The organism is Halohasta sp. A2 (assembly GCF_056175805.1).
Genome location: NZ_JAQFWV010000010.1, coordinates 51451 through 75127 on the forward strand (window position 1 = coordinate 51451; position 23677 = coordinate 75127).

Consider the following 23677-nt stretch of genomic DNA (forward strand, 5'->3'; position numbering starts at 1 on the left):
ACCATGCACTACAACTACAGGTATCGGCTCAAACCAACCGACGAGCTCCACGAGCAGTTATCGTGGACCGTCGATACCTGCCGACAGGTCTACAACCATTTCCTTCACCGACTCAACCGGGTAGACGGGACCTCCGCCTACTCTGAACAGTCGCTTCTGCCCGACCTCAAACGCGAGTGGTCCGACCTGAAAGACGTTCACTCGAAGGTCCTTCAAAAAGTCGTCCAACGACTGTACGACAACCTCTCGACACTGAAGGGACGGAAGGAGAACGGCTACCGCGTCGGCGAACTGAAGTGGAAGGCTCCGCAGAAATATCGCTCGATCACGTACAGTCAAACCGGCTTCAAGCTCAACAACACGAGCGGTCGGCCTGTACTCTCTCTTTCAAAGATCGGTGACATTCCGATAATCTACCATCGAGACGTTCCCGACGATGCCACGGTCAAGGAGGTCGTTGTGAAACAGGAGCCTACAGGCGAGTGGTTTGCCGTTCTGGGAATCGAAACCGAAACCGAGAACGAGGCGCCGCCAAAACCCGAGCATCCCGACAAATGCGTCGGTATCGACATTGGTATCCTGAAGTACGCCCACGACTCCGATGGGGTCGCCGTCGAAGGTCCCGATCTGTCCGAGGAACGCGAACGGTTGGAACGCGCACAACGCGACCTCTCGCGGAAGGACCACGGCTCGGAGAACTATTACAAGCAACAGCGCGTCGTGGCCCAACGCTACGCCGACCTGAAGCGAAAGCGTCGGGACTTCCTTCACAAGCTTTCAAACTACTACGCTCGGGAATACGGCCTCGTAGCGGTCGAAGACCTCGACGCGAAGGGACTGATGGAACTTCCGTCGAACAGTCGCAACCGCGCCGGAGCGACGTGGGGGACGTTCCTGCAGATGGTGGAGTACAAGTGCGAACGCGAAGGAACCCACTTTGTCGCCGTCGATCCGCGAGGGACAACAAAGGAGTGTTCGCAGTGCGGCGTTTCGACCGAAAAACCGCTGTGGGTCCGCGAACACTCGTGTCCCTCATGCGGATTCGAGGCGGACCGCGACCTCAACGCGGCGTACAACATCCTCTCACGCGGATTCGATCAAGTAGGAGTGGTTCACTCCGATTCACTGCCTGCGAAGACTGCGCTCCCTACGGGAACCAATTCGGCTCCTGCAAAGCGCGTCGTGGAAACAGGAAGCCCCGTCCTCAGCGAGACCGCTAGGCCGAGCAGGACGGGGTAGTTCACTCGTACGTCCAGAGCCGTTCGAATCGTGAGTCGACCTCCGGATGGTCAGCGCGGAGCGTGTCGACATCACGCTCGCCGTTGACGTTGATCACGTGAACCTCGCCGCGATCGACCGAATACACGTCCTGAAAGTCGTAGACGACGCCGATACAGTCGACGTCATCGGGGATCTCTTCGCTCTCTACCAGCATCTCGACCTGTCGGTCGACGTTGTACTCCACCAACCGGTTGATCGTGCCGGGGCGGTCGACGTTGTCGGGCAGTAAATCAAGGGCGGGTTCGAGAGACGGTTTAAGCAGTTCGAGACAGTGGGTGATCCCGGCAGGTTCGTCTAATCCTTCGGTCAGGTCGTCGTAGGTGGCGGTGACCGCACCGCAGCCGGTGTGACCCATGACGATCGCGGTCTTGGTCCCGGTGTGGACGATCGGATACAGAACATCTCCGGAAACCACGTCGCCAGCGTCGGTGCGCTGGATGACCCGGTTGCCGATGTTGCCACAGGTAAAGAGGTGTCCCGGCTCCTCGTTGCCCCAGATCTGATCCTGCAACACCCGCGAATCCGAACAGCAGACCGTGACGGCATTGGGAAACTGGCCGTCCTGCACGTCATCGAACTTCGTGTTGAACGCATGTGCATGTGCTGCGTTATTTGCCAATAACTCTACCACAATCTGATTCATATTCACACGTCCACCCCATGACGTAAAGGAGTTAATCTTCGATCGCCGCCAGCTCAACGCAAAACAAGTCACAGGAGCTGTCGGCAAGACCAAATGCCGAAAGTGGCTTCGGACGGCCGGTAGGCAGTACTTACTGTTCAGAACGTGATTATTTCGTAGTCATCGTCGACCAGCGAGCGAATGCTCGGGTGGCCCTCATAGTCGTCGACACGGTCGACGCCCGCCTGTTCGACGGCTTCGTCGACGCCGTAGGCACTGACGCAGTAGTCACAGACGGCGACCTCGTCGCGGATCGACCGGTAGAGGTGGTGGTAGTCGTGATCCTCGTCTTCGAGCTCGGCGATCCACTGGGTGCCCGCGCCATCGAAGATCAGTTCGAGGTCGTCTCCGTCGTTCTCGGAGAACTCCTTGGCGGCTTCGAGGCCGTTGACGACGCGGCCGAGGTCGGATGGGGAGTCTGTGCCTGCCAGAATGACGATTGCGGCGTTTGCCATGCAACCGTGCTTCGCGGTCCAGATAATTATACCGGCCGCTGTTGTGCGATCGCCGTACAAAGGCGACCGTGTTCAGCCGTCGAGCCACTGGAGCCACGTGTCGTGGCCGTGGAACCGTGCCAGTAGCTCGCCGCTGTGGACGCCGTCGACCCAGCGATAGCAGTGGATCACCGGCATGGCGATATCAGCCGCCCACTCGCAGGACAGCCAGTAGAGTTCCCGGTCGCTACCGATCTCGTCGCTTGCAAAAGCGTTTGAACGCCGGAACCGTCTCGTCGTCGACTGGTTCTCTCTCGCCGTCGACGCTCGGATAGTAACTTGCAAGTGCCGCTTCGGTACGATCGAACAGCAGCGATTGGACCGCCGCCAGCAACAAAAGCGGGGCGGGCTGGTCCTCGCGGGCGGCAGCCGCGAGATCGAGGAGGTCGGAATCTTCGGCGATCGCCAGCGAGAGGTGTTCGTACAGCGGCGAGGGGCTGCCGACCCGGCCCGTGCAGTCGGCCTCGGCGAACCGACGGAACGCCGCCGTGAGGTCGTCACTCATAATCCCCGTTTTACGCTGCAAGGAAAATGATTGGCTTTCGTGACTATCTCTCGTTGTGAAAGTCGTCGGCACAGGGGCCACCGCGGCTCGCGGCGTACCGACAGGCCCCGCAGGTCTCGGGGGCCGGACGCGTTTCGAGTCCCGCTTCGGAGGTGATCGGCACCGCGTCGGTGGCGGCCGAAATCGTCCGGTCGACCCACTCCAGATCGAGGTCGGCGGTCACGTCGGCCAGCGTGACGACCGGCTCGCCAGCGGGGTCGACGTAGGCCAGACTCGCGGTGTCGACCGAGATGTCGAAGACCCGATCGAGCAGCCACGCGTAAACGGAGAGTTGCCGGAGATGTGAGTCCGAGGGATCGTCCGGTGTCCCACCGGTCTTCCAGTCGACGAGATGCCAGTCACCCTCGACCCGATACAGAAAGTCGATCTCGCCGGTGACGCGCAACTCGCCGCTGTCGGTCGACACCAGCGTCGAACACGCGTATTCGGTGACCCAGTCAGTCGTGTTGGCCGACCGTGCGTGATCGAGGATCGACGACCGGTCGACGGCCGTTTGCACCGCCCGCAGCGGTTCGACGGCCGCCTCCGGCTGCCGGTCGACGAACCCATCGACGCGACCGGCGTCGGTCAGGAGTTGCTCGATCAGCCGGTGGACGATGGTCCCCCACTCGTCGGCTTTGAGGTCGCCCGGTGTCGATGGTCCGATCGGCTCATTGGACGGTGTGCCGGACGGTACGTCCGATGGTTCGATCGCTTGGACGTGGCGGTACTGGAACAGTCGCGGACAGTCGGCGAGCGCCGACAGCGACGTCGCCGAGACCGACAGCGGGCGGTATGACGCGTGGTCGACCGGGTTGCTCGGACCGGCCAACCGATCCAGTTCAGCCGAGAGATCCGGTGGCTCGATCGACGGCGGGTCGGCGGGTGGAATCTCGTCGACGCCGATCTCGATCGTCTCGGAGCGCCGCTCGCCGTTCGGGGTCGTCCACGACAGCGCTCGGTCGATGGTTCGGTCCTCAACCACTCGCTCCGAGATCTCACTCCAGCCACCGTCGGGTTCGAACAGTTCGTTGAACACCGCGAGCCACGTCGACCACCGGAGTTCGTCGTCGTCAGCGATCGAACCCAGTCCCAAAAAGAGGTGGTCCTCGGCGCGCGTGAACGCCACGTACGCCAGCCGCCAGAACTCTGCCTCTCGGACGGCGAGATGGGCGTTCAGCGGGTTTGGATATCGGAACTCGCCGGTGTCGGTCCGGACATCCGACAGCCAGATCGGGCCGGTGGCGTCCGGAATACCCCCTGTGTCGAACTCGTCGTTGAACCACACCGGCGGCTCGCGCTCCCGATCGGGCGTCGGGAACGTGACCGATTCGGGCGACGGCGTCGCTCCCGGCCGGGGACGCAGCGCGAAGCCGTGGCCGCGGCTCGCCACCAACCGGTCGTGCTGGAGCCGCGGCAGCGTCGACTGCTTGATCAGGTCACAAAGGAAGACAATCGGGTACTCCTGGCCCTTCGCACCGTGGACCGTAGTCAGCGTGACCGCGTCCCCCGCATCGTCGATCACCTCGGCCTCGGCGAACTGCGGATCGCCGCCGTCTGGCTCCTCGCGGAGCAGTCTGAGCCGCCGCAGGAACTCCCGGTAGGAAAGCAGTTCGTCGACCTCCCAGTCGCCGACGATCTCGGTCAGTAGACGGACGTTGCCGTGTCGACGCAGCGCATCCGTGTCGCTCAACACGAGCGCGTCGAACCCCGAATGCCGGAGCAACCGATGAATGAGCGCCGTCTTCGACCCCTCACGGGCCACCCGGAGGTCCGCGCGGAGCCGCAGGAAACCCACAAGCCGCGTCCGGTCATCGTCGGGAAGTCCCTCGGGCCACGAGTCGACGAGCGACTGGAGGCTCTCAGTGTTCACGGCCGCCCGGATCGTCGCATCCGAGAGCGCGACCAGCGGCGACCGTAGCAGCCGACGGAGCGACTGCGCCGAGTAGGGATTTCCTACCCACGATAAGGCGTCGATTAACAGCCCGATTTCGGGCTGATCGAACAGGCCGCCGCGGGCGGTCGCCACCGCTGGGATATCGTACTCCTCACGGAGTATCGTGGCATACCGGCTCATCGTACGGGTCGACCGAAACAGCAGCGTGATGTCGCCCGGCGTGGGCCGTCGCTCGCCACCGTCGTCGGCCTCGATGGTCACCGGTTGATCGTCGAGATCCGAGTCGTCGAGGTTCGAGTCGACGACGGCGGGGTTGATCATCGTCCGGATCGTTTCGGCGATGCGCGTCGCCTCGGCGTTCGCCCACGTCGCTTTCCCGAGATATTTGGTCAGTTCCTCACCGGTGGCCGACGCGACATCGAGCACGTGGAGATGAGGGCCGGCATCGGCGGCCGCGTCGACCGTGGCCTCTCCGTCGGTCGTCGACGCGCCGTGGGGGTCGACCGGGACGTAGGAGGGGTCGGCGTCGCCGATCGCCCCGCGTCCGGGATCGGCGAGTAGTCGCTGGAAGGTGTGGTTCGCGGCCGCGGCGATCGCGGGGTGATGCCGGAAGACGGTCGACAGCGCGTGGTAACGCACGCCGTCGACCTCCAAGTGGGGTACGGACGCCGGATCGGGGGCGGTCACCTTGGCCGCCTCGACGATCTCGGCGAAGACGGCGGGGTCGGCCGCGCGCCACTCGTAGATCGCCTGTTTGGTGTCGCCGATGACGAACAGGCTGGTGTCGTCGCCGACCAAGCGCCGAAGGACAGCACACTGGACCGTGCTAGTGTCTTGAAACTCGTCGATGAAAACGTGGTCGAACCGCCCGCGGAGCGTCCGCCGGAAGGGGTGGTCCGACTCGCAGCCATCGAGATAGGTGTCGAGCAGGTGGGACACGTCGGTGAACGTGAACTGGCCCGCGCGTTTCGTCCGGCGGTCGTATTCGCGCTCGAAGGCGGCCAACAGTGTCCCGAAGGCGTCGATCGCGTCGGCGGTTGCGAAGTAGGTCTCCCTGACGTGGTCGAGCAACCGCTCGGCGTCGACCGGATCGTCGACGGCGAGTTCAGCGTCGGGGTCGACCACCGCTCGGAGGATCGCCTCGACATCTCCCACTGTCTCGGGTGGAATCGACGCCGGGCCGTCGTCCAGTCCGTTGCCGTGGCCCAAGTTGAGGCTTTCGCGGAGCGAGTCGGCGGTTTCGGCCGTCGACATCCCAAATTCGCGGCAGGTGCGGTGGGCCTCGATCAGCATCTCCGCGACCGTCTTGGGGGGATACTCACGCCAGCCCTCGTCCGGATACGCCTGCGTAAGCTCCCGGAACTCGCTGCGGTACTCGCGGCGGAGATCGGTGAGAATTTCCTCGCGGATCTCCCGGAGTTCGAGCCGGTCGTCGACGGTGAAATCCGGCGGGACGCCGACCTCGATGGCTATCTCGCGCAGCAACTCGGCGAAAAACGCATCCAGCGTCCGAATCCGGCTATCGGTTTCGAGCCACCGGAAGACGGCAGGCGGGAGATCGCCGCCGTTGTCGTCGTGGTGTCTAAGCACTGCTTTGAGCCGAGTTTTCAACTCGGCCGTCGCATCCCGGCCGAACGTGGTCACGAGGATCTCGTCGAACGGATTGTGGTCTAGGCTCGCGGATCGGACGACCGTTTCGGCCAGCGTCGTCACGAGCACCGACGTCTTGCCGGTCCCGGCAGAGGCGTCAACCACCACCCGGCCGGTGCCCTCGAAGTAGCTCCACATAACCGCCCGCTGGTCGTCGACCGGCGGGTACGGTGGGCGGTCGGCGTCACTGAACTGAACTCGGAGTTCGAACTCGTCCGACGAGCGTTCGTGGCTCATTCGTTACCCCACCGTCGGCTGACCGGTACGCCACAAAGATCTCGATACGAACAGCCGACGCAGCCGCCATCGTCGACGAACGAATCGTCGACCGTGTAGGTGATCGGCTGGCCCGTCGCAGTCATCGCACCGAGATGGGTGGCGGTCCGCTCGCGCCACTCGTTGGAGGTGTCGTCCCACTCATCGCGGCCGATCCACGTGAGGTTCGAGACCTCTGAAATCACGTCAGGAACCGGGTTCAAATCCCCGCCAATGGCGATACCATGGGGTGCGCTCGGGGCCCGGCTGGTGGGATCGTAGACCAGCGTACCGCCGAACCGGTCGACGGCCGCGGCACCGAACAGCAACCGATGGTCACACGCCCCGTCAGTCGGCGGTAGGAACTGCCTAACGAGCCGTTCGGCAGCGCCTACTGCGCCGGTGTACCACACCGGGATCGATAGCCCGTGGGCTGGCAAGAAGTCGACGCGGTGGCCGGGCACCCTGACCGCGTGGCCGTCGACCCGAACCGTGGTCGCTGGCTCCCACTGCCACTCCCGTTCGATACCGGCGTCGAGTTCCCCCTCGACGGCCCGGTACTCGCCGAGCAGCGGCTGGATCAGGCGCTCGGAACACACCGGATCAGAATCGATCCACGCCACCAGCTGATCGCGGAACTCGCTGATAGTGTCGTACTGCCCGAGAGCAGCCTGGCGGTCGGCGAGTCGGTCAGCGGCAGTGATGAGTCGACGGAGTCCCTCGGTGAACTCGACGTCGGGATACCGCTCCCGAAACACTGGTGGGAGATCCGACACTCGATCGCGGTCGCCGTTTTCCCTGTTCAAAAAGGTATAAAAATAGTATTTGAGCTGGCAGGTGGTGTACAAGTCGAGTTCGTGGAGTCGGATCGGCGATCCGACGAGAGTCTCGAGCGGTGGGCCGGACGAAAACGAGGGGTCGTCGGGACAAACGGTGATCGACCCCAGATCCTCGCCGCGGTATCGGCGTCGACGAGGCTCTATCTCGGCGGTGTAGGCGTCGCCGTCGGCCTGCGACAGCAGCTCGGCGATCGATTTTCGGTCCATGAGTCCGGCTGTCGCTCCCCGTGGTCGACCTGTGTCGACCCCGTCGGGGAACGTCGCGGTGAGCAGTCGAAGCCGGTCCCGTGGCGTCGCGTGGCGAATCGTGGTCGACCAGTCTTCACCGTCGTCGGAGGTCGGGAGCCACTCGTCGGTGCCGATCCGGAGGACGTCCGCGTCTTGGCGTGCGGCGTAGGCGTCGACGAACCCCGACCACGCCACGGGATCGCCCTCGCGGTCGGTGTACCGGCGGCTGCACTGAACACCCTCGCTCGCGGCGGAAATCGCCGCCCGGTACTCGTCGGTGTCGCCTTCGAATTGGGCCGCGTTCGTCTGCGCGTGGAGGTACGCCGTCGGGCGTCCCGGGTCGGCTGCCCGCGACCTCGCTCTGACCGCATTATAAAACCGCTCGTGGAAGAACGCGGGCGGGCTGCGCTCGGCAGGGAACTCCTCGGCGGCGAGCCCGACGACGAAGACGTAGTCGGCCTCACGGAAGTGGGCGTTGGCGGCGTTGACGACTTCGAGGGCGTTTCCGTCGGCGTTCGGCGGCCAGTACGAGCCGCGGCCGCAGACGCTCCGGACAGCGGTGGCTGCAAGTCCCCAGCCGGGGTCGGCGAATCCGGTGGTGACCGCCCGGTCGACGTAGCTGCCGATGTCGTCGGCGTAGTCCCGGAGCCGACCGAGGGCGTAGGAGTCGTGTTTCGTGCCGAGGGCGACTCGCGTACCGTCGACGCCCGGCCCCTCCGGCCGCCGGACTCCCTCGCGAGAGCGGGCCACGGGATGCACAGCGAGGAGGGCGTCGACGAAATCAGCGACTGCGTCGGGCGATCCCGGCGGCTCGGCAGCGGTCGTCGCTACCCAGTCGACGAACACCCGGATCGATCGGCTCGCCCGCGTTTCCCGAGTTCCCGCGGGCGGGGTCGACTCAATTGCCGGGAACTCGCTGCGGATCGTCTCGGTCCAGTCGGCGAATGGTTGGCCGTCGTCGGGCGTGTCGACGGCGTCGAATTCGGCTTCGATTGCGGTGACTGTCTCACCGTCGACGGGCCACGCGTTGGCGTCGGAGTCCGGCGGGCAGAAGCCAAGCCACAGGGGGTAGAGAAGTTCGTGGGCCGTGATCGGGTCGGCGGCGGCGACGGCCGAAAGCAGGTCGCACACCGACCGAAGGTAGCGGTAGGGGACGGTCGACATCAGCGGCTGTCGAGCCTCGACGTGGAAGGGGATCCCGTGGTCGGTGAACACGTCTTCGAGCAGACTGCGGTAGGGGATCACGTCCTTGGCCGCGACGAGAATATCACCGCAGGCTGTCGCCGGGTTCGCCTCGTTGACGCCCAGGCCAGTGAGTTCGCGGATCCGACCGGCGATATGGGCGAGCTCCCGGCGTCTGTCGGGTGCCTCAACCAACTCGACATCGGGAACGGTATTAGGGGCATCGCCATCGACCGTGTCCAGCAGGGCCGAAACGTGTGGACGGTTGTCGCCCTCATGGCCTTCATCGTCTTCGCCGTCTTCATTGCCCTCGTCGTTTTTGAGCGTTGGATCGAGACCCGTCGACGCCAGTCGGTCGTAGAGCGTCGGGCCCGCGCCCGCTTCAGTGCTGAAGACGTAGAGGTCGGGGCCGTCATCGAGGCCTGCGAGCGTTTCGAAAAACCGGAGCGTCGGGTTGTCCAGCACTGAGATGGTGTCGACGGCGACCCACTCAACGTCTGGATAGCAAGCGCACCACTCGGCGGCCACCTGCTCACGGGCGGCGGACACGAGGTGGCTCCGCGAGAGGTACGTGGTTTCAGGAAGGTCAGCGATGCGGTGTTTGAGAGCGTTGTGTAGCTCGGCAAACGCTTCGAGTGCCGTTTGCGAGCGGCTCGCTGCATAGGGGTCGGTTGATTCGAGACTCCTTGCTACGTCGACAGCCGCGGTGTGGTCGGTGCCAGCGTCAGTCATGCGGAAATACCCGTCGAGTTCTCGCCAGAGCCGCTCGCGGAGAGCGGGCCGACCTGCCCAGTCGAACCCCGAAAGGAGGTCGACGACCGCATCGAGCGACTCGGCTTCGGGAGCCCTGGTGACGCAGTCGACGACGAGCGCCTCACAGAGCTGTTGGTCGAGAATTTCGACCGGCTCGCTTGTCACCGACTGGCGTCGGTGGTGTGCCTCAAGCAGGGTTTTTGCGGTCTCTTCGATCGTCGACGCCTCGATTCCGTGAGTCGAGATCCCACGTCTGGCGAGTGCGTCTTCGAGGTTTCGACCGACGATGCCACCGGCCAACAGACAGAGACCGCTCGGCTCCGTGGTGGGTGTTCGATCCGGCGAATCGTCCCCTCGAGCGGCAAGAAAAGAACAGAGTGAGCCGTACGAAACCGTAACTGACACGATGGGCTATCAGTTGGCTGCAACTATAATAAATCCCCCGCGAGACGAATCGTCAGTGGTTGACTGTCGGCGGCTACTGGCTCGGTGAGTTGCGATCGGCTCGGGCGTAGGTGCGGTTGGTTTCGAACAGGAAGACGATGCTCGGGATGAACAGCACTGCACCGAGTGCAGTGAGAATGTCGTCGTGTGTGATGCCCCAGACTACGACCAGGGCTGCGATAACAAGGGCCGAACTCCCCGCGAGGCTCACCCGACGACCGAGTGTTTCCAGCGTGTGCCGTCCGATTGAGCGAACTGAATCCATACATGAACCATTTCGTACTGCAACCATATAAGATATCTGTTAGTAAATAAATCATGATACAATATCGATGAACTAAATTATCGTTAATGTGTGTTTGGAGAAATCCTCACGCCGAATCGTCGGTTCGGCAACCGATTACCCTGACGACTATTACTGACGTTCGTGAACAACTCGTATGGAGTATACGACCCTCGGGACGACCGGAATCGAAGTCAGTCGACTCTGTCTGGGCTGTATGAGCTTCGGCAAGCAGAATCGAGACGAGTGGATGCTCGACGAGGCGGGTGGCCGCGAACTCATCGAGCGGGCGATCGACCTGGGTATCACCTTCTTCGACACCGCAAACATCTACTCGCAGGGCGAAAGCGAGGAGATCCTCGGCGACGTCTTGGCGGAGTACGATCGTGACCGGTTTACGGTCGCCACGAAGGTCTTCTTCGAGATGGGCGACAATCCCCACTCACGAGGGCTCTCGCGAAAGACGATCGAACAGGAGTTGGACAACTCGCTCGACCGACTCGGGATGGACACGGTCGACCTCTACCAGATCCACCGCTGGGATTACGACACCCCCATCGAGCAGACCTTGCGTGCACTCGATGACGCGGTTCGACGCGGCAAAGTCCGACACATCGGAGCTTCGTCGATGTGGGCCCACCAGTTCGCCGAAGCGCTACACACGAGCGACCGGCTCGGCCTCGAACGGTTCGCGACGATGCAGAACCTCTACAACCTGGCCTACCGCGAGGAGGAACGCGAGATGCTGCCGCTGTGCGACAAAGAGGGAATCGGTGTGATTCCGTGGAGTCCAGTTGCCGCAGGCTACCTCGCTCGGCCCTACGAACGTGACGACGCGACGGCCCGCGGCGAACACGAGACCTCGATCGGTCGACCGTACCGCGAGGGCGGCGGCGAGACGGTCAACGAGCGGGTCCAGGAACTCGCCGACGAGCGGGACCGATCGATGGCCCAGATCGCGCTGGCGTGGCTGTTGCACCAAGACACTGTCACGGCACCGATCGTCGGGACGTCGAGCGTCGAGCATCTCGAAGACGCGGTCGACGCGCTGGCAATCGAGCTCTCGGAGAGCGACCTCGAGTATCTCGAAGCGCCGTACAAGCCGGTTCGGATCAGCGGCCACGAGTGAGAAATCCAAACAGTCGTGTCGCGTGGTCGACAATCCCTTTCGGTTTTGGTTTTGGTATGTCGAGCCTAACCGATTGTGTATCTGGGCACTCTAGTATACCCGAAGCCGAATAGGAAATACCATCTGATAAGTTCCAAACAATGACTAGGAAGACATATACCTAAAAATAGTAACGTATCTGTAATGAAACGCGCTGTTTTCCTCATAGCTCTCCTTATTACAGTCAGTGTTCTCTTGGTTACAATTGTTCCTGTGGTTGCAAGCCCACAGCCAGAGAATATCTGTGGTCCGTGCGGGTCTTCTTTCGAACACGATGCCCACCAACAAGGAGTGGATATCAACGTAACCCATAGCACTGCATCGATTCAGGTCCACCGGAATACATCTGCGACGTGGGTTGTGACGAATCGAGTGAGCGAATCGACCGCCACTCAGCTTTCAGAGGACCCTGAGTTGCTCACTCGGATTGGGCGTGAGGCAGTGTCACCATCACCTAGTCCAAAGGAAAACAATGACAACAAGTATCGATTCCAATCGGCCTCGATTGACAACCAAACCGTTCGTATTCAGTTCAGTGAATCAGATATTGCCTCACAACACTTTGGCGTTTTAGTAGTAGACCACCTCCACTCAGCTGGTTATTACGCTGGGTGGAATCTCAATACGAATCAGTTCTCGATCACCGGGCCCTCTGAGACAGTCCTGCTAAACGAGTTTCCGCATACCAAGGACGGTAACGTGATGTGGCAGCAACCATCGGAAGGTGAAAATACCCCGGGTAATGAGGCGTATCCCGCCCTCTCAGGCGACTATTATCTCGCCTACGGAGACGCGGGAACGAGTTCACTTCGCGTAGATTCGGCCCTCAGAGTCGCATCCCTTGATATCTGGTTCCATAATTTTGGAGAATTTGTTGTCCCTGCACTCCTTGTCTATGGAGCTCTCCTGACTGGCCTTACCAAAACAAGGATGTGGACCGCTCGTACCACATCCGACGATGTCGACCGGGGTTCGATAGGCGTCGCTGGAATCGGTCTTATAATCAGTTGGGTTGGAATCATGTACCAATCGATAGTTGTCGTTCTTGGGTTGGTCTACTTCCTCACAGGTGTCCTCTCACTGACGTATCCGAGATTCCTTCATTCACTTCGAGGGGCCGTTGCGCTAGGAGTGACTATCATCGTCGCTGTTGAACTGGTTGTATCGGGACTTTCTTTCGGAGGGTTCGTCTTCCAAGACGCTCAAACTGTGCTTCCGTGGATTATGTTTTATCTCCCAATCGTGTTTGCCCCTGCGTTAGGTCTTGCAGTGACACGGGCCACTACAGAGAGTCATTTCCGACTGAAGTCGATCGCAATCGTTGGCTCAGTTACCGCTTTTGGGCTCGCTGGATCGATGATCGTCTCGTTCGACTCTTATGAGTCGCCTTTTACACTCGTTTTTATGATCATTGTGGCACTGGGAACCATCATACTTGGACTCCCACCTGCACTGCTTGCTGGGTCTCGGTGGAGGAACACTCGGAGCGAGTGAGTACGTCTCATTTCATCATTAGAGGTTGAACTATACTAGTTCGGACCCAAGTTCAAACCAAACACATCGCGTTGACAATTCGTTCGGAAAATGCTCCGATGGGGATTTGAACTCGCCAAGACGGTCGACCTCACTGCGTTTGGTCGCTACGACTCGTCTGCCCAAATCCCGCTGTCGCATTTCTTCACTTCGTTCAGAAAATGCTCCGACGGGGATTTGAACCCCGGTCATTACCGTGAGAGGGTAATATGATTGGCCGGACTACACCATCAGAGCGTGTATCGCATTCTATGATATCCCACTGATTAACAAAACAGTTGCGCTTTCGACGCCTGCGTGTGTCGGACTGTCGACCCACAAAACCACACGACAACACGGAGACGACACCGTGGAGATATCCCGTGTCGACGCTCTGTATCTCATCGCTCTGCATTTGTGATCCGTTCTGTTCCAGCTCTTGTCGGATTCCTATTCACGTATCACGTGATTGAATTGGTTCGGTCTGTGTGACTGGTGTACGCAGGCATTTACATACTCGATAGAGCCAAAAACCGAGAAAAAGTGATCAAAAATCTATATCGAATAGAAAAATCCTTCAATACGGCCGTCCGTGTCGACTCACTCACAGGTGTCGACTGAATGCTAAATATGGAAACAGCGACGTTCGAGACAGAACTGAGTCTGTTCAAATACGACAATCTGGAACAGTTGCCAGCCAGCTATCGAGAGCTGACTGAAGCCAACCGAACGCCGCGGATCGAGGCCGCCATCGAGGAACTCGGCGATGACGTAGTAATCTTGGGCCACAACTACCAGCGCCGAGAGATCGTCGAGCACGCCGACTTCATCGGTGACTCCTACGCGCTGAGCAAGCACGCCGTCGACGCAGATGCGAAATACGTCGTCTTCGGTGGAGTGACGTTCATGGCTGAATCCGCCGATATCATCACCGACGACGACCAGACTGTCATCCTCCCCTGCATGGAGGCCTCCTGTCCGATGGCTGGGATGGCCGAAGCCCTCCAGGTCGACGCCGCCTGGGAGCAGATCACCGCCGCGGACCCAGAACGCGAGATAATTCCAATCACCTACATGAACTCCTACGCCGACCTGAAGGCCTTCTGCGCCGAACAGGGCGGGCTAGTCTGTACCTCCTCGAACGCCCACAAGGCCTTCGAATGGGCCTTCGAACGCGGCGACAAGGTGCTGTTTCTCCCCGACAAACACCTCGGCGAGAACACCGCCTACCGGCTCGGGATGGAGGATTCGATCGTTGAGTGGAACCCCTGGGACCCCGAAGCCAAGGACGCCGACGAACTCGAAGACGCGGAGATCGTCCTCTGGGACGGCTACTGCCAGGTTCACGAGCGATTCACTGCCGACCACATCGCCGAGGTCCGCGCCGAGCATCCCGACGCCAACGTCGTCGTCCACCCCGAATGTCGACGTGAGGTCGTCGAAGCCGCTGATGTCGTCGGGAGTACAGCAAAGATCACCGAAGTCGTCGAAAATGCCGATCCCGGTGAGACGTGGGCCATCGGCACCGAGATCCACCTCGCCAAACACCTCAACCGCTGGCACGACGACGTGACCGTGGTGCCGCTGTGCGGCGACGCCTGTATGGACTGCGATGCGATGCGACAGATCGACCCCAACTACCTCCTGTGGGTCCTCGAAGAACTCGCCGCAGGCCGCGAACACAACGTCATCAAGGTCGCACCCGAGGAGAAGGAACTCGCAGGTCTGGCCCTCGACCGCATGCTAGAGTTATAAATGAGCTACCAGTCCAACTCAGCGCCACGAAGGGTCGACGTGCTCGTCGTCGGCTCCGGCATCGCGGGCTGTGCGGCCGCTCTCGCCGCGGCCCGTGAGGGCGACGAGGTGCTGCTGGTTACCAAAGCCAGCGAGCCGGAAGACGCCTCCTCCGATTGGGCCCAGGGCGGCATCGCCACCACCCGCGGCGACCCGAACTCACTCAAAAACGACATCATCGAGGCTAGCGCGAACACCGTCGACCCCGAAGCCGTCGACGTCCTCGTCGAGAACGCGGCCCCGGCGGTCCGCGACGTGCTTATCGACACCCTCGACATCGATTTCGACACGCTCGGCGCGGAGTACGACTTCGCCCGCGAGGCTGCCCACTCGAAAGAGCGCATCCTCCACGTCGACGCCTCGACAGGCCAACACATCCTCCGGCCCTTCTTGTCCTATTTAAATAAGGTCGACAACGTCGAAATTCTCGAAGATACGACCGCATTGGAACTAATCCGCCACGAGGGCCGGGTCCACGGCGTGCTGCTCGATACCGAGCCGGACGGCGAACCCGTCTTTGCGGGCGCGACCGTCCTCGCTACCGGCGGGATCGGCGACCTGTACGAACAGTCGACCAATCCCGCTGGCTCGACCGGCGACGGGATGGCCATGGCGTTTCTCGCTGGAGCCGAAGTCGATGACATGGAGTACGTCCAGTTTCATCCGACCGTCGCAGCGGTCGACGATCCCTTCCTCCTGAGCGAGGCCGTCCGGGGCGAGGGGGCGGTGCTCCGCAACGCCGAGGGAGAACGGTTCATGCCTGCGTACCACGACGACGCCGAACTTGCACCGCGTGACGTGGTCGCCCGCGCCGTTCAGGACGAGATCGACGCCACCGGCGTCGTCACCCTCGATGTCTCGCCACTCGCCGAGCCGTTCGACGAGGCGTTCCCGAACCTCGCGTCGACCTGCGCCGACCGTGAGATCGACTGGCGCGAAGGAATCCCGGTCGCGCCCTGCGAGCACTTCCTCTGTGGCGGGATCGCCGTCGACGACCGTGGCCGAACCAGCCTCGATCGTCTCTACGCGGTTGGCGAGTGTGCGTGGACTGGCGTTCACGGAGCCAACCGGCTGGCGTCGACCAGCCTCCTCGAAGGCCTCGTCTGGGGCCTTCGCGCAGGAAAGGACGCCACCGGCTTCGATGCCAAACCGATCGAAGTCCAGCGGCTCCGCAACAGCGACCCCGCGCTTCCCGAACGGTTCGCCGCCGAGAAGTTCCACCGCCTGCAGTCGACCACGAGTTCGGAACTCGGCTTGCGGCGCACGACCGAGGGAATCGACAGTGCCAGGGGGGTGCTCCGGCGGCTCAAAGGCGAGGTCGACGCCTACACGCGCACGCGGACCTCCCGGAGCCTCTACGAACTCCGCAACGCCACCGTCGTCGCCATCCTGATCGCCAACGCCGCCGCGAACAACGACGAGAGCGTGGGCTGTCACTACCTCGCCGAGACCGACCCCGAGCAGCCAGCCGCCGTCGAAACAGGGTCCGACTAATGCTCACGAGCGAGCAGATCGACCGCTGGCTCCGCGAGGACGTCGGCCACCACGACGTGACCAACGACGTACCCGGCGAGACGACGGGTCGACTCGTCGCTAAAGAAGCCGGTGTGGCGGCCGGGATCGACGCCGCGGCGGCGGTCTTCGAGTATCTCGACGTCGACGCCCAGGGTGTCGCCTCGGATGGCGACCCGGTCGACGTGGGCGATGTCATCCTCCGAACAAGTGGCTCCGCACGTGAGACCCTCCGGGCCGAACGCGTCGCGGTCAATCTCGCCGGACATGCCTCCGGGGTTGCGACCGAGACCCGGCGGGCAGTCGACCGCGCCCGCAAGGTCGACCCCGATGTCAGTATCGCGGGCACACGCAAGACGACGCCTGGCCTCCGGGGTCTCGAAAAACGCGCAATTGTCGCTGGCGGCGGTGATACACACCGGTTGGACCTCTCGCACATGGTGATGATCAAGGACAACCACATCGCCGAACTCGGAATCGAGGCCGCCGTCTCGACGTTCCGCGAACGCGCGTCGTTCACCACCAAGATCGAGGTCGAAGCCGAATCTGCCGAACAGGCCCGACGGGCGATTTCGGCGGGAACCGACATCGTGCTGCTCGACAACTTCGCACCAGCCGCCCTGAGCGACGTCATCGACGACCTCTCTGACGCAATCGACGCCGCTGACCGCGAGGTGCTGCTTGAAGCCAGCGGCGGGATTACCCTCGATTCGATCGTCAACTACGCCGCGACCGGCGTCGACATCGTCTCGATGGGGTCGCTGACGCACTCCGCGGCCAGTCTCGATTACTCGTTCCGAACCGGGTAACAACCGTTTACCGATCGGTAGTCACTGCCTACTCATCGGTGGGTACGGTCCGGCCGACTGCGAGTTCGTCGCCGACAGCGATGGTTTCGCCCCACTCCGAGGCGGGGACCATCGTGTTGATCATGAGCCGAAAGTCATGATCGAACCAGTCGCCGCCGCTCCATGCGGGCATCGTCTCCCGTCGCTTTTCGACGAACGTCGACTGGAACCCGTCGTACTCCGCGCCGGTGTCGGGATCGCGGGACGGCACGACACACCGCTGGCAGGGATTGATACCGCGGAACGAGACGTCACCAATCGAAAACTGCACGTGGTGGTCCCGGTCGGCGAAGAGATGGTCCTCCCAGAACGCCGGAACCCCGCCGAGTTCGATGTTCGGACGGAGGCGTCGGCGCATACTTTCGATACTGATTCCGTCGAACCACGACGCCACCTCCTCAATGGTGGCGGTGCTGATGACAGTCGGCCCCGAGGCCGTCGTGTCGTCGGGGAATCCCCCGGCCGAATCGCGGGCCAGCGAGATCGGATAGGCGATCCGTTCGGCCAGCCAGTCGACGGCCTCGCCGCCGTCGGCCAGTCCGTCGGCCGCAAATTGCTGAGGTTCGTCGTCCGTCGACAGCTCGACCGCGTTGATCCGTGCGGTTTCACCCTCGTAGGTGGCTCGAATTCGATGGATGCGGCGCTCGCGCTTGCCGTTGACGTACTCGCCGTCGGCGTCGAACAGTGCGAACTCCCGGTCACCCGCGAGCCCACCGTTGTCGACGATCGGGACCGACTCAACCGACCGTCCGTCCAGTGATTTGATCGGATAGATCGTGAGTCGGTCGACTGTCGGCGTCGGTTCGGGCATATGTACTGATTTGGACGGAATCTAAAAAACGTCTCGACAGAACGTAGCTACTCGTCAGTTTCGTCCGCGGAGAGGTCGATATCTGCCTCGGCGAAGACGTCTTCGATCTCTTCGACAGAGAGTGTCTGATAGCCATCCTCGGCGGTGATCGTCGAGATGCTCACTTCGCTCGGGCCGAGTTCGTCGTTGGCCACCCGAAGCGCGCGGGCGGCGAGTCCGAGCCCTGTCTGGAGGTCGACCTCGTCGGTCCACTCGTCTTCAAGGAACTCCTGAATTTCGCGGCCCGAGCCGCCGATGACGGTCGCTTTCCACTCGTTGGGTGTTCCGGAGGGATCGGCTGCAAAGAGTCGCGGGACGCCGTTCTGTATGCCGCCAACGAGGAGAGCTGCCCCGTACGGTCGAGTTCCGCCACGCTGGGTGTTCTCCTGAATGTGGTCGGTGAGGTATTTCGTCAGTGCCTCGACATCGATCGGCTCACCGAAGCGGAGTCGGTTCACCTGACCCTGTCGACGGGCGAAGTCGACCAACTGACGCGCGTCAGCGACGTGACCAGCGCTTGCAGCGCCGACGTGGTCGTCGAGTTTGTGGAGCTTTTCGATACTTTCAGACTCCATCAGTGGCGAGCCAGCGCGGCTCTGGGCGGCGAGTACGACCCCATCGGTCGTTCGGAGCCCAACGCTCGGTGCTCCTCGTGAAACTGCCTCGCGAGCATACTCGACCTGATAGATACGCCCATCCGGCGAGAACAGCGAGGTCCCTCGGTCGTAGGCCTGCTGGTCGTTACCTCTCATCGCATCCTCCACATGTCAGCCGACTGTCCGTGCTCGTTCATCTGATTGAGGCTATGCGTCCAGACAGGAAAAACCCTTGCTACCGGGCACATCTTCCCGTTCGAGTTGTATCGCATACCGCAGGTCCGTCCGTTCAGTCGTCGCCTACCACTCGTGGCTGCCGACCCAACGCCGAAAGCATCGTCGACCAGTCTTCGGCGACGATAGCCTCCGAGCAGGCGGTCGGGTCGCTGTAGGGTTGGACGAACAGACCTGCGGCCTTCCCTGCAGCGAGTGCGTTCCTGACATTGACGTGGTAGTCGTCGACTAACAGGTCGCCGTCGAGCCGACCTTTGTTCTGCGGGACCTCCTGAATTACCTCTTCGTGAGGAATGTCATGTTCGTCGAGCCATTGGGCGGTGATCGGATGGCTCTCGGCCGGTCGATGGGTCGCGATCCGAACGGTGTGGCCCTGTTGGTCGAGCCACCGGGCGGCCTTGGCCGCACCGTCGATCGGCTTCATTCCGAGCAGAAACCATTCGGGTCGTTCGTCGATTGCCTGATGGAGCACGTCACCGATATCTAGCTCCGTACCCGGAATCGAGTACGACCATTCGGTGATCGCCTCACGGGAGAGTTCGACTCCACAGAGCTCACGGACGTACTCGATGAGTCGCGGCGTATTGTCACACAATGTCCCGTCGACGTCGAGGAGGACTGTTTGCGAGGGGCCACTATCCAACCGAAGTGTCATTACTCGCGATTAGGGCCCAGTACCCCTGAAGCTATCCCTTATAATTAGTTAATGGCTACCGCCGCCGATACTCGACAAAGGCGAAGCCATCCCGCGTTTCGCGGTCGACTTCGTGCCACTCGCTGCGGTCCCATTCAGGGAAGAACGTATCACCGTCATAGATCGACTCGATTTCGGTGAGTACGAGTCGGGTGGCCTGTGGAAGGAACTGTTTATAAATCGTCGCTCCGCCGATCACGTACACGGTTTTGGAGCTATCAGCGGCCTGCCGGGCAGCGTCAACCGCTCCCTCGATCGAGTCGACCACTATCACCCCCTCGGCAAGCGCTGGCGAGCGACGACTCAGGACGATGTTCGTCCGGCCCGGCAGTGGACCGCCGATATCGTTGGCGATGGACTCGTACGTTAGTCGACCCATAATCACCGGATGGCCTACGGTCGTTTCCTTGAAATGTCGAAGATCTTCGGGTAGATGCCACGGCATCTCGCTGTCGACGCCGATCACACCGTTTTCGGCGACAGCCGCAATGAGCGCGATTTCGGGAGCCTCGCGGGCCGAAGGGGTGTCGTCGGTCGACATGGTCACTCTGCGACCGAGAACCGAATCCCCTCGGCGGGATCGTACTCTGTGAGTTGAATGTCGTCAAAACCAAGCTCATCCAGCGGTTTGTCAGCAATCTCGATGGCTGGGCGGGATCGTGGCTTCCGTGAGAGTTGGGTGAGTAGGCCGGGAACGTGGTCGTAGCCGTCCGTCTCTTCGGTTTCGGCGGGTGCGGTCTCGGTGAGCCACTCGCGGACGTCGAGATACTCCGCTTTCGTGTCGACCGCGCCGAGACGCGACTGGAGTTCGCCCAGATGCTCGTCGTACCACGCGCCGCGGTCGCCTTTCCCACAGTAGACGTGGGCGTCGACGACCGTATGCCCAAAGGTTCCTGGTTCGAAGCCGGTCTCTTGGGCCACCGCATGGGTCAAAAGCGAGTAGGCAGCGATATTGAACGGAATGCCGAGCGCGATGTCGCCCGAGCGCTGGGTCAGATGGCAGTTGAGTTTGTCGCCCTGGACGTTGAACACAAAGGTGTAGTGGCAGGGCGGCAGCGTACTCACGGCGGCGTTGGCCGGATGCCACGCCGAGACGACGAGTCGACGCGAGTTCGGGGACTCGGTGAGGGTGTCGACGACGTACTGAATCTGGTCGAACGTTCCGTCGTCGTTGCGCCAGCGGTGGTCCTCGTCGGGCCATGCCTCGCCGTCGAGTCCGTTGGTAGGGACCGGATACCGACGCCAGAAACGCCCGTAGGCGGTGTCTAACCGCCCCTCATTGTCGGCCCACGCGTCCCAGATACCGGTCTCTTGGCGGAGCGAGCGGATGTGTTCTTCGCCGGAGAGATACCATTTGAATTCGTGGATCAGGGAGTTCCAGCGGAAGCCTGAGAGGTCCTTTGTGGTGAGAAGTGGAAAGCCCTTCTGGAGGTCGACCGTGTAGTGCTGGCTGAATGACGCAACCGTGTCTACGCCGGTTCGGTTTGGCTTGTACGCTCCCTCAGTGAGAGTACTGTCGACGAGATCGAGATACTGCTGCATGTGTGGTGGCTGTCCGCGCGTTCGACGCGGTTGGTATCTGTAGCAAACAAGCCGATCTACAAGTCATTTTGGAATGGCTGATCGCAGTAGTCGCGTGTGGGTTAGGCTTCGTCGACGGTTTCGTTTTTAATACCGTAGTAGCCCGGCTCGTCGTCGCTCGGCGGTTCGGCGATTGTCAGCTGGTCGGCGTTGCGCATGATCCACGGAATCGCCCAGTCGAGCAGGATGTCTTCGATGCCTTCGTCGATCTCGGCGTCGACCTCCAGTCCTTGCAGCAGGCGAGCGATTTCGTAGACGGAGTACATCAGGTCCTCATCGAGCAGTTCACCGGGCGTATAGAAATCACACGGATACAGCTCATCGAAATCGTCTTTCGGTCGTGGCATAACGGGTGCTACGGCCGCAGGGGAAGAAAACAATGGGGTTTGGTGTCGCTGGGTAATCAAGCCGTGGCTGTCGCTGGGTGCGTAGCGTCGCAAAAAAAGGTGTGAACTGCCCGGTTACTCGAACAGCTCGACAGCCTGTGCGTAGCGTTCCTCGGATTCGTTCCAGTCGACGACCTCGAAGAAGGCGTCGATGAACCCGCCGCGGTCGGGTCCGAACTGGTAGTAGTACGAGTGCTCCCAGACGTCGAGTGCGAGAATCGGGTGGCCGCCCCAGATCGCGCCCTGGTCGTGTTTGTCGACCACGACATTGCGAAGCTGGTTCGAAAAGGAATCGTAGACGAGCAGTGCCCAGCCACTGGCGTTCTTGGCTGCGGCTTCGAACTCACCCTTCCAGGCGTCGTACGAACCGAAGTCCGCTTCGATTCGCTCGGCGAGCGCTCCGGATGGCTCGTCGCCGCCCTCTGGGGACATGTTCTGCCAGAAGAGGTCGTGCAGAATGTGACCCGAGGAGTTGTGGGTCACGTTCCGGATGGCTCCGCCGCTGGAGCCGAACTCGCCGCTTTCGCGGTTCTCGGCCAGCGTCTCTTCGGCCGAATTCCAGCCGTTGACGTAGCCCTGGTGGTGGGTGTCGTGGTGCCAGGTCAGGATCTGTTCGTCGATATGCGGCTCAAGTGCGTCGTAGTCGTACGGAAGTGGATCTAATTCGTAGCTCATGTGTAATACCTCTATTACCACATTGTCTCGATTACTGTTAAACCTTGAGGAGTAGTTCGGTAACAAATGACACATACACTCCGACAAATAATGTATTTTGGTGACAATCAGACAACTGCGTAAGTAAAATAGTTTCCGCAGTTGTGTCAGCGCGCTAGTTGGATCCGACTAGATCGTGTTGCCCTGACACTGTTCGAACCGTTGGGCGACGTCGTCCCAGTTGATGACCTCGAAGAAGTTCTCAAGGTACTCGCCACGGTTGTTCTCGTACTGGAGATAGTAGGCGTGTTCCCAGACGTCGCAGACGAGAATCGGCGTCGTGGCCTGCGGCGTCTGATTCTGGTGATTTTCGGCCGCAGCGACGATCAGCTTGTCACTGGCGGCGTCGTGGCACAACAGCGCCCAGCCAGAACCCTCGACGCCACCGGCGGCCGCCGAGAACTCGGCTTTGAACGCTTCGAACGAGTTGAAGTCTTCTTCGATTCTGTCGGCGAGTTCGCCTTCGGGTTGACCGCCACCGTCTGGATGCATGTTCTCCCAGAAGATGGTGTGGTTCACGTGACCCGACAGATGGAACGCGAGCGCTCGCTTGACGCTCTTGATGTCACCAAATGATTCGGACTCTCGCATCTCTTCGAGCGAGTCGAGCGCCGCGTTCGCCCCATTGACGTAGCCCTGGTGGTGTTTGTCGTGGTGGAGTTCCATGATCCGCGAGTCGATGTGCGGTTCGAGTGCGTCGTAATCGTATGGGAGTTCTGGTAGTTCGTACGTCATGCTGTTGAGATGACGGTCGACTCCCTCGTAAAATTTCTGTGTGTTAGGGATTCGGCGAAGTGTCGTGAGTACGAGACGTCAGCGTCGATTCAAGCGTTCGTGTGGGATGGCCGATAGCGATCGAGTTCTGTCATAATTGCGCTCGCGGTCGCTCCATGAAGCACAATCGACAGAAGGACGACACCACCCACAAAGGCCCAGAGGAGTTCGGCGGCCACGATGAGTTCGAGTTCGTCGAACGAGGAGTGCGCCAGTGCGAACGACAGATATTGACATCCTCCCGCGCCTGAAGACCTGTCTCTTACCCATAATTCAGTGACAGAATCTAAAACTAACTAAATAAGGTCTGAAAATAAATAATTGGTCAAAATTAGTATATTATTCCGACGGCCTACGATAGGACTGGATTATACTCAGAAGTCTACCAATGAAATAATAGAATCAAATCCATTCTACGGTGGATGTCGCTGAATGAGCGGCCAGCGCTCATTCAGCACCAAGTTCGTAACCCTCTGCCCACA

The 23677-nt window shown here is 61.2% G+C and carries 21 protein-coding genes and 1 tRNA gene; 7 read left to right on the forward strand and 15 right to left on the reverse strand.

Features of this window, described 5'->3' with window-relative positions:
• The first annotated feature begins 3 nt into the window (after window positions 1–3).
• Complete coding sequence (locus O2S87_RS05025; protein ID WP_475407706.1) at window positions 4–1239, forward strand: RNA-guided endonuclease InsQ/TnpB family protein; 1236 nt, start codon at window positions 4–6, stop codon at window positions 1237–1239.
• Between the two features lies 1 nt (window position 1240).
• Here O2S87_RS05025 and O2S87_RS05030 read toward each other — a convergent pair whose 3' ends face one another.
• The 6 genes from O2S87_RS05030 to O2S87_RS05055 form a co-directional block, all read right to left on the reverse strand.
• The gene (locus O2S87_RS05030) at window positions 1241–1924 is read right to left on the reverse strand and encodes a carbonic anhydrase (protein ID WP_475407707.1); all 684 of its coding nucleotides are present in this window, start codon (window positions 1922–1924) and stop codon (window positions 1241–1243) included.
• A 137-nt stretch (window positions 1925–2061) separates the two neighbouring features.
• Window positions 2062–2418, reverse strand: coding sequence for a DsrE family protein (locus tag O2S87_RS05035; protein WP_475407708.1), 357 nt, complete (start codon window positions 2416–2418; stop codon window positions 2062–2064).
• A gap of 226 nt (window positions 2419–2644) precedes the next feature.
• The gene (locus O2S87_RS05040; protein ID WP_475407709.1) at window positions 2645–2962 is read right to left on the reverse strand and encodes a DUF2332 family protein; all 318 of its coding nucleotides are present in this window, start codon (window positions 2960–2962) and stop codon (window positions 2645–2647) included.
• 43 nt (window positions 2963–3005) lie between these two features.
• A complete protein-coding gene (locus O2S87_RS05045; protein WP_475407710.1) occupies window positions 3006–6785 on the reverse strand; it encodes a UvrD-helicase domain-containing protein in 3780 nt (1259 codons plus the stop codon).
• Window positions 6782–10210 carry a PD-(D/E)XK nuclease family protein gene (locus O2S87_RS05050; RefSeq protein ID WP_475407711.1) on the reverse strand — a complete coding sequence of 1143 codons (3429 nt, stop codon included), beginning with the start codon at window positions 10208–10210 and terminating at the stop codon, window positions 6782–6784. Before O2S87_RS05050 ends, O2S87_RS05045 begins: the two co-directional genes overlap by 4 nt.
• Window positions 10211–10283: 73 nt before the next feature.
• On the reverse strand, window positions 10284–10514 hold the full coding sequence (locus O2S87_RS05055) for a hypothetical protein (RefSeq protein ID WP_475407712.1): 231 nt from the start codon (window positions 10512–10514) through the stop codon (window positions 10284–10286).
• Window positions 10515–10689: 175 nt separating this feature from the next.
• Between O2S87_RS05055 and O2S87_RS05060 the strand changes: the two genes are divergently transcribed.
• Complete coding sequence (locus O2S87_RS05060) at window positions 10690–11661, forward strand: aldo/keto reductase (RefSeq protein ID WP_475407713.1); 972 nt, start codon at window positions 10690–10692, stop codon at window positions 11659–11661.
• A gap of 183 nt (window positions 11662–11844) precedes the next feature.
• A complete protein-coding gene (locus tag O2S87_RS05065; protein WP_475407714.1) occupies window positions 11845–13194 on the forward strand; it encodes a hypothetical protein in 1350 nt (449 codons plus the stop codon).
• A gap of 201 nt (window positions 13195–13395) precedes the next feature.
• Here O2S87_RS05065 and O2S87_RS05070 read toward each other — a convergent pair.
• A tRNA-Glu gene (locus O2S87_RS05070) sits at window positions 13396–13470 on the reverse strand.
• A 363-nt stretch (window positions 13471–13833) separates the two neighbouring features.
• Between O2S87_RS05070 and nadA the strand changes: the two genes are divergently transcribed.
• From nadA to nadC, 3 genes are read left to right on the forward strand one after another with little or no spacing between them, the layout of a single operon-like run.
• Complete coding sequence (gene nadA, locus O2S87_RS05075; protein WP_475407715.1) at window positions 13834–14967, forward strand: quinolinate synthase NadA; 1134 nt, start codon at window positions 13834–13836, stop codon at window positions 14965–14967.
• Entirely contained in the window at window positions 14968–16500 is a 1533-nt protein-coding gene (locus O2S87_RS05080; protein ID WP_475407716.1) for an L-aspartate oxidase, read from the forward strand.
• Entirely contained in the window at window positions 16500–17327 is an 828-nt protein-coding gene (gene nadC / locus O2S87_RS05085; protein WP_475407717.1) for a carboxylating nicotinate-nucleotide diphosphorylase, read from the forward strand. The genes O2S87_RS05080 and nadC overlap by 1 nt, the downstream gene beginning before the upstream one ends.
• Before the next feature lie 28 nt (window positions 17328–17355).
• On the opposite strand, the gene O2S87_RS05090 is transcribed toward nadC, so the two are convergent.
• The 8 genes from O2S87_RS05090 to O2S87_RS05125 all read right to left on the reverse strand — a co-directional run bounded on the left by O2S87_RS05090 (window position 17356) and on the right by O2S87_RS05125 (window position 23156).
• Entirely contained in the window at window positions 17356–18177 is an 822-nt protein-coding gene (locus tag O2S87_RS05090) for an MOSC domain-containing protein (RefSeq protein WP_475407718.1), read from the reverse strand.
• Between the two features lie 47 nt (window positions 18178–18224).
• The gene (locus tag O2S87_RS05095) at window positions 18225–18968 is read right to left on the reverse strand and encodes an archaeal proteasome endopeptidase complex subunit alpha (RefSeq protein WP_475407719.1); all 744 of its coding nucleotides are present in this window, start codon (window positions 18966–18968) and stop codon (window positions 18225–18227) included.
• A 133-nt stretch (window positions 18969–19101) separates the two neighbouring features.
• Entirely contained in the window at window positions 19102–19701 is a 600-nt protein-coding gene (locus O2S87_RS05100) for a 5' nucleotidase, NT5C type (protein ID WP_475407720.1), read from the reverse strand.
• A 55-nt stretch (window positions 19702–19756) separates the two neighbouring features.
• Window positions 19757–20281, reverse strand: coding sequence for a dihydrofolate reductase (locus O2S87_RS05105; RefSeq protein ID WP_475407721.1), 525 nt, complete (start codon window positions 20279–20281; stop codon window positions 19757–19759).
• A 2-nt stretch (window positions 20282–20283) separates the two neighbouring features.
• The gene (gene thyA, locus O2S87_RS05110; protein ID WP_475407722.1) at window positions 20284–21282 is read right to left on the reverse strand and encodes a thymidylate synthase; all 999 of its coding nucleotides are present in this window, start codon (window positions 21280–21282) and stop codon (window positions 20284–20286) included.
• A gap of 101 nt (window positions 21283–21383) precedes the next feature.
• Entirely contained in the window at window positions 21384–21668 is a 285-nt protein-coding gene (locus O2S87_RS05115) for a DUF5827 family protein (RefSeq protein WP_475407723.1), read from the reverse strand.
• Window positions 21669–21782: 114 nt separating this feature from the next.
• The gene (sod, locus tag O2S87_RS05120; protein WP_475407724.1) at window positions 21783–22382 is read right to left on the reverse strand and encodes a superoxide dismutase; all 600 of its coding nucleotides are present in this window, start codon (window positions 22380–22382) and stop codon (window positions 21783–21785) included.
• Between the two features lie 168 nt (window positions 22383–22550).
• Window positions 22551–23156, reverse strand: a complete 606-nt coding sequence (locus O2S87_RS05125) for a superoxide dismutase (RefSeq protein WP_475407725.1) — start codon at window positions 23154–23156, stop codon at window positions 22551–22553.
• Between the two features lie 155 nt (window positions 23157–23311).
• Here O2S87_RS05125 and O2S87_RS05130 point away from each other — a divergent pair, with 155 nt between their 5' ends.
• Window positions 23312–23446: a hypothetical protein gene (locus O2S87_RS05130; RefSeq protein ID WP_475407726.1), complete on the forward strand. Its 135-nt coding sequence runs from the start codon at window positions 23312–23314 to the stop codon at window positions 23444–23446.
• Window positions 23447–23677 lie beyond the last annotated feature (231 nt).

Bases quoted from the DNA above. Each gene is read 5' to 3' on its own strand.
- O2S87_RS05105 (WP_475407721.1), bottom strand. From the start codon at position 20,281: ATGTCGACCGACGACACCCCTTCGGCCCGCGAGGCTCCCGAAATCGCG.
- O2S87_RS05030 (WP_475407707.1), bottom strand. From the start codon at position 1,924: ATGAATCAGATTGTGGTAGAGTTATTGGCAAATAACGCAGCACATGCA.
- nadC (WP_475407717.1), top strand. From the start codon at position 16,500: ATGCTCACGAGCGAGCAGATCGACCGCTGGCTCCGCGAGGACGTCGGC.
- nadA (WP_475407715.1), top strand. From the start codon at position 13,834: ATGCTAAATATGGAAACAGCGACGTTCGAGACAGAACTGAGTCTGTTC.
- O2S87_RS05045 (WP_475407710.1), bottom strand. From the start codon at position 6,785: ATGAGCCACGAACGCTCGTCGGACGAGTTCGAACTCCGAGTTCAGTTC.
- O2S87_RS05095 (WP_475407719.1), bottom strand. From the start codon at position 18,968: ATGAGAGGTAACGACCAGCAGGCCTACGACCGAGGGACCTCGCTGTTC.
- sod (WP_475407724.1), bottom strand. From the start codon at position 22,382: ATGAGCTACGAATTAGATCCACTTCCGTACGACTACGACGCACTTGAG.
- O2S87_RS05125 (WP_475407725.1), bottom strand. From the start codon at position 23,156: ATGACGTACGAACTACCAGAACTCCCATACGATTACGACGCACTCGAA.
- O2S87_RS05100 (WP_475407720.1), bottom strand. From the start codon at position 19,701: ATGACACTTCGGTTGGATAGTGGCCCCTCGCAAACAGTCCTCCTCGAC.
- O2S87_RS05080 (WP_475407716.1), top strand. From the start codon at position 14,968: ATGAGCTACCAGTCCAACTCAGCGCCACGAAGGGTCGACGTGCTCGTC.
- O2S87_RS05035 (WP_475407708.1), bottom strand. From the start codon at position 2,418: ATGGCAAACGCCGCAATCGTCATTCTGGCAGGCACAGACTCCCCATCC.
- O2S87_RS05115 (WP_475407723.1), bottom strand. From the start codon at position 21,668: ATGCCACGACCGAAAGACGATTTCGATGAGCTGTATCCGTGTGATTTC.
- O2S87_RS05090 (WP_475407718.1), bottom strand. From the start codon at position 18,177: ATGCCCGAACCGACGCCGACAGTCGACCGACTCACGATCTATCCGATC.
- O2S87_RS05130 (WP_475407726.1), top strand. From the start codon at position 23,312: ATGAAGCACAATCGACAGAAGGACGACACCACCCACAAAGGCCCAGAG.
- O2S87_RS05055 (WP_475407712.1), bottom strand. From the start codon at position 10,514: ATGGATTCAGTTCGCTCAATCGGACGGCACACGCTGGAAACACTCGGT.
- O2S87_RS05065 (WP_475407714.1), top strand. From the start codon at position 11,845: ATGAAACGCGCTGTTTTCCTCATAGCTCTCCTTATTACAGTCAGTGTT.
- O2S87_RS05040 (WP_475407709.1), bottom strand. From the start codon at position 2,962: ATGAGTGACGACCTCACGGCGGCGTTCCGTCGGTTCGCCGAGGCCGAC.
- O2S87_RS05025 (WP_475407706.1), top strand. From the start codon at position 4: ATGCACTACAACTACAGGTATCGGCTCAAACCAACCGACGAGCTCCAC.
- thyA (WP_475407722.1), bottom strand. From the start codon at position 21,282: ATGCAGCAGTATCTCGATCTCGTCGACAGTACTCTCACTGAGGGAGCG.
- O2S87_RS05060 (WP_475407713.1), top strand. From the start codon at position 10,690: ATGGAGTATACGACCCTCGGGACGACCGGAATCGAAGTCAGTCGACTC.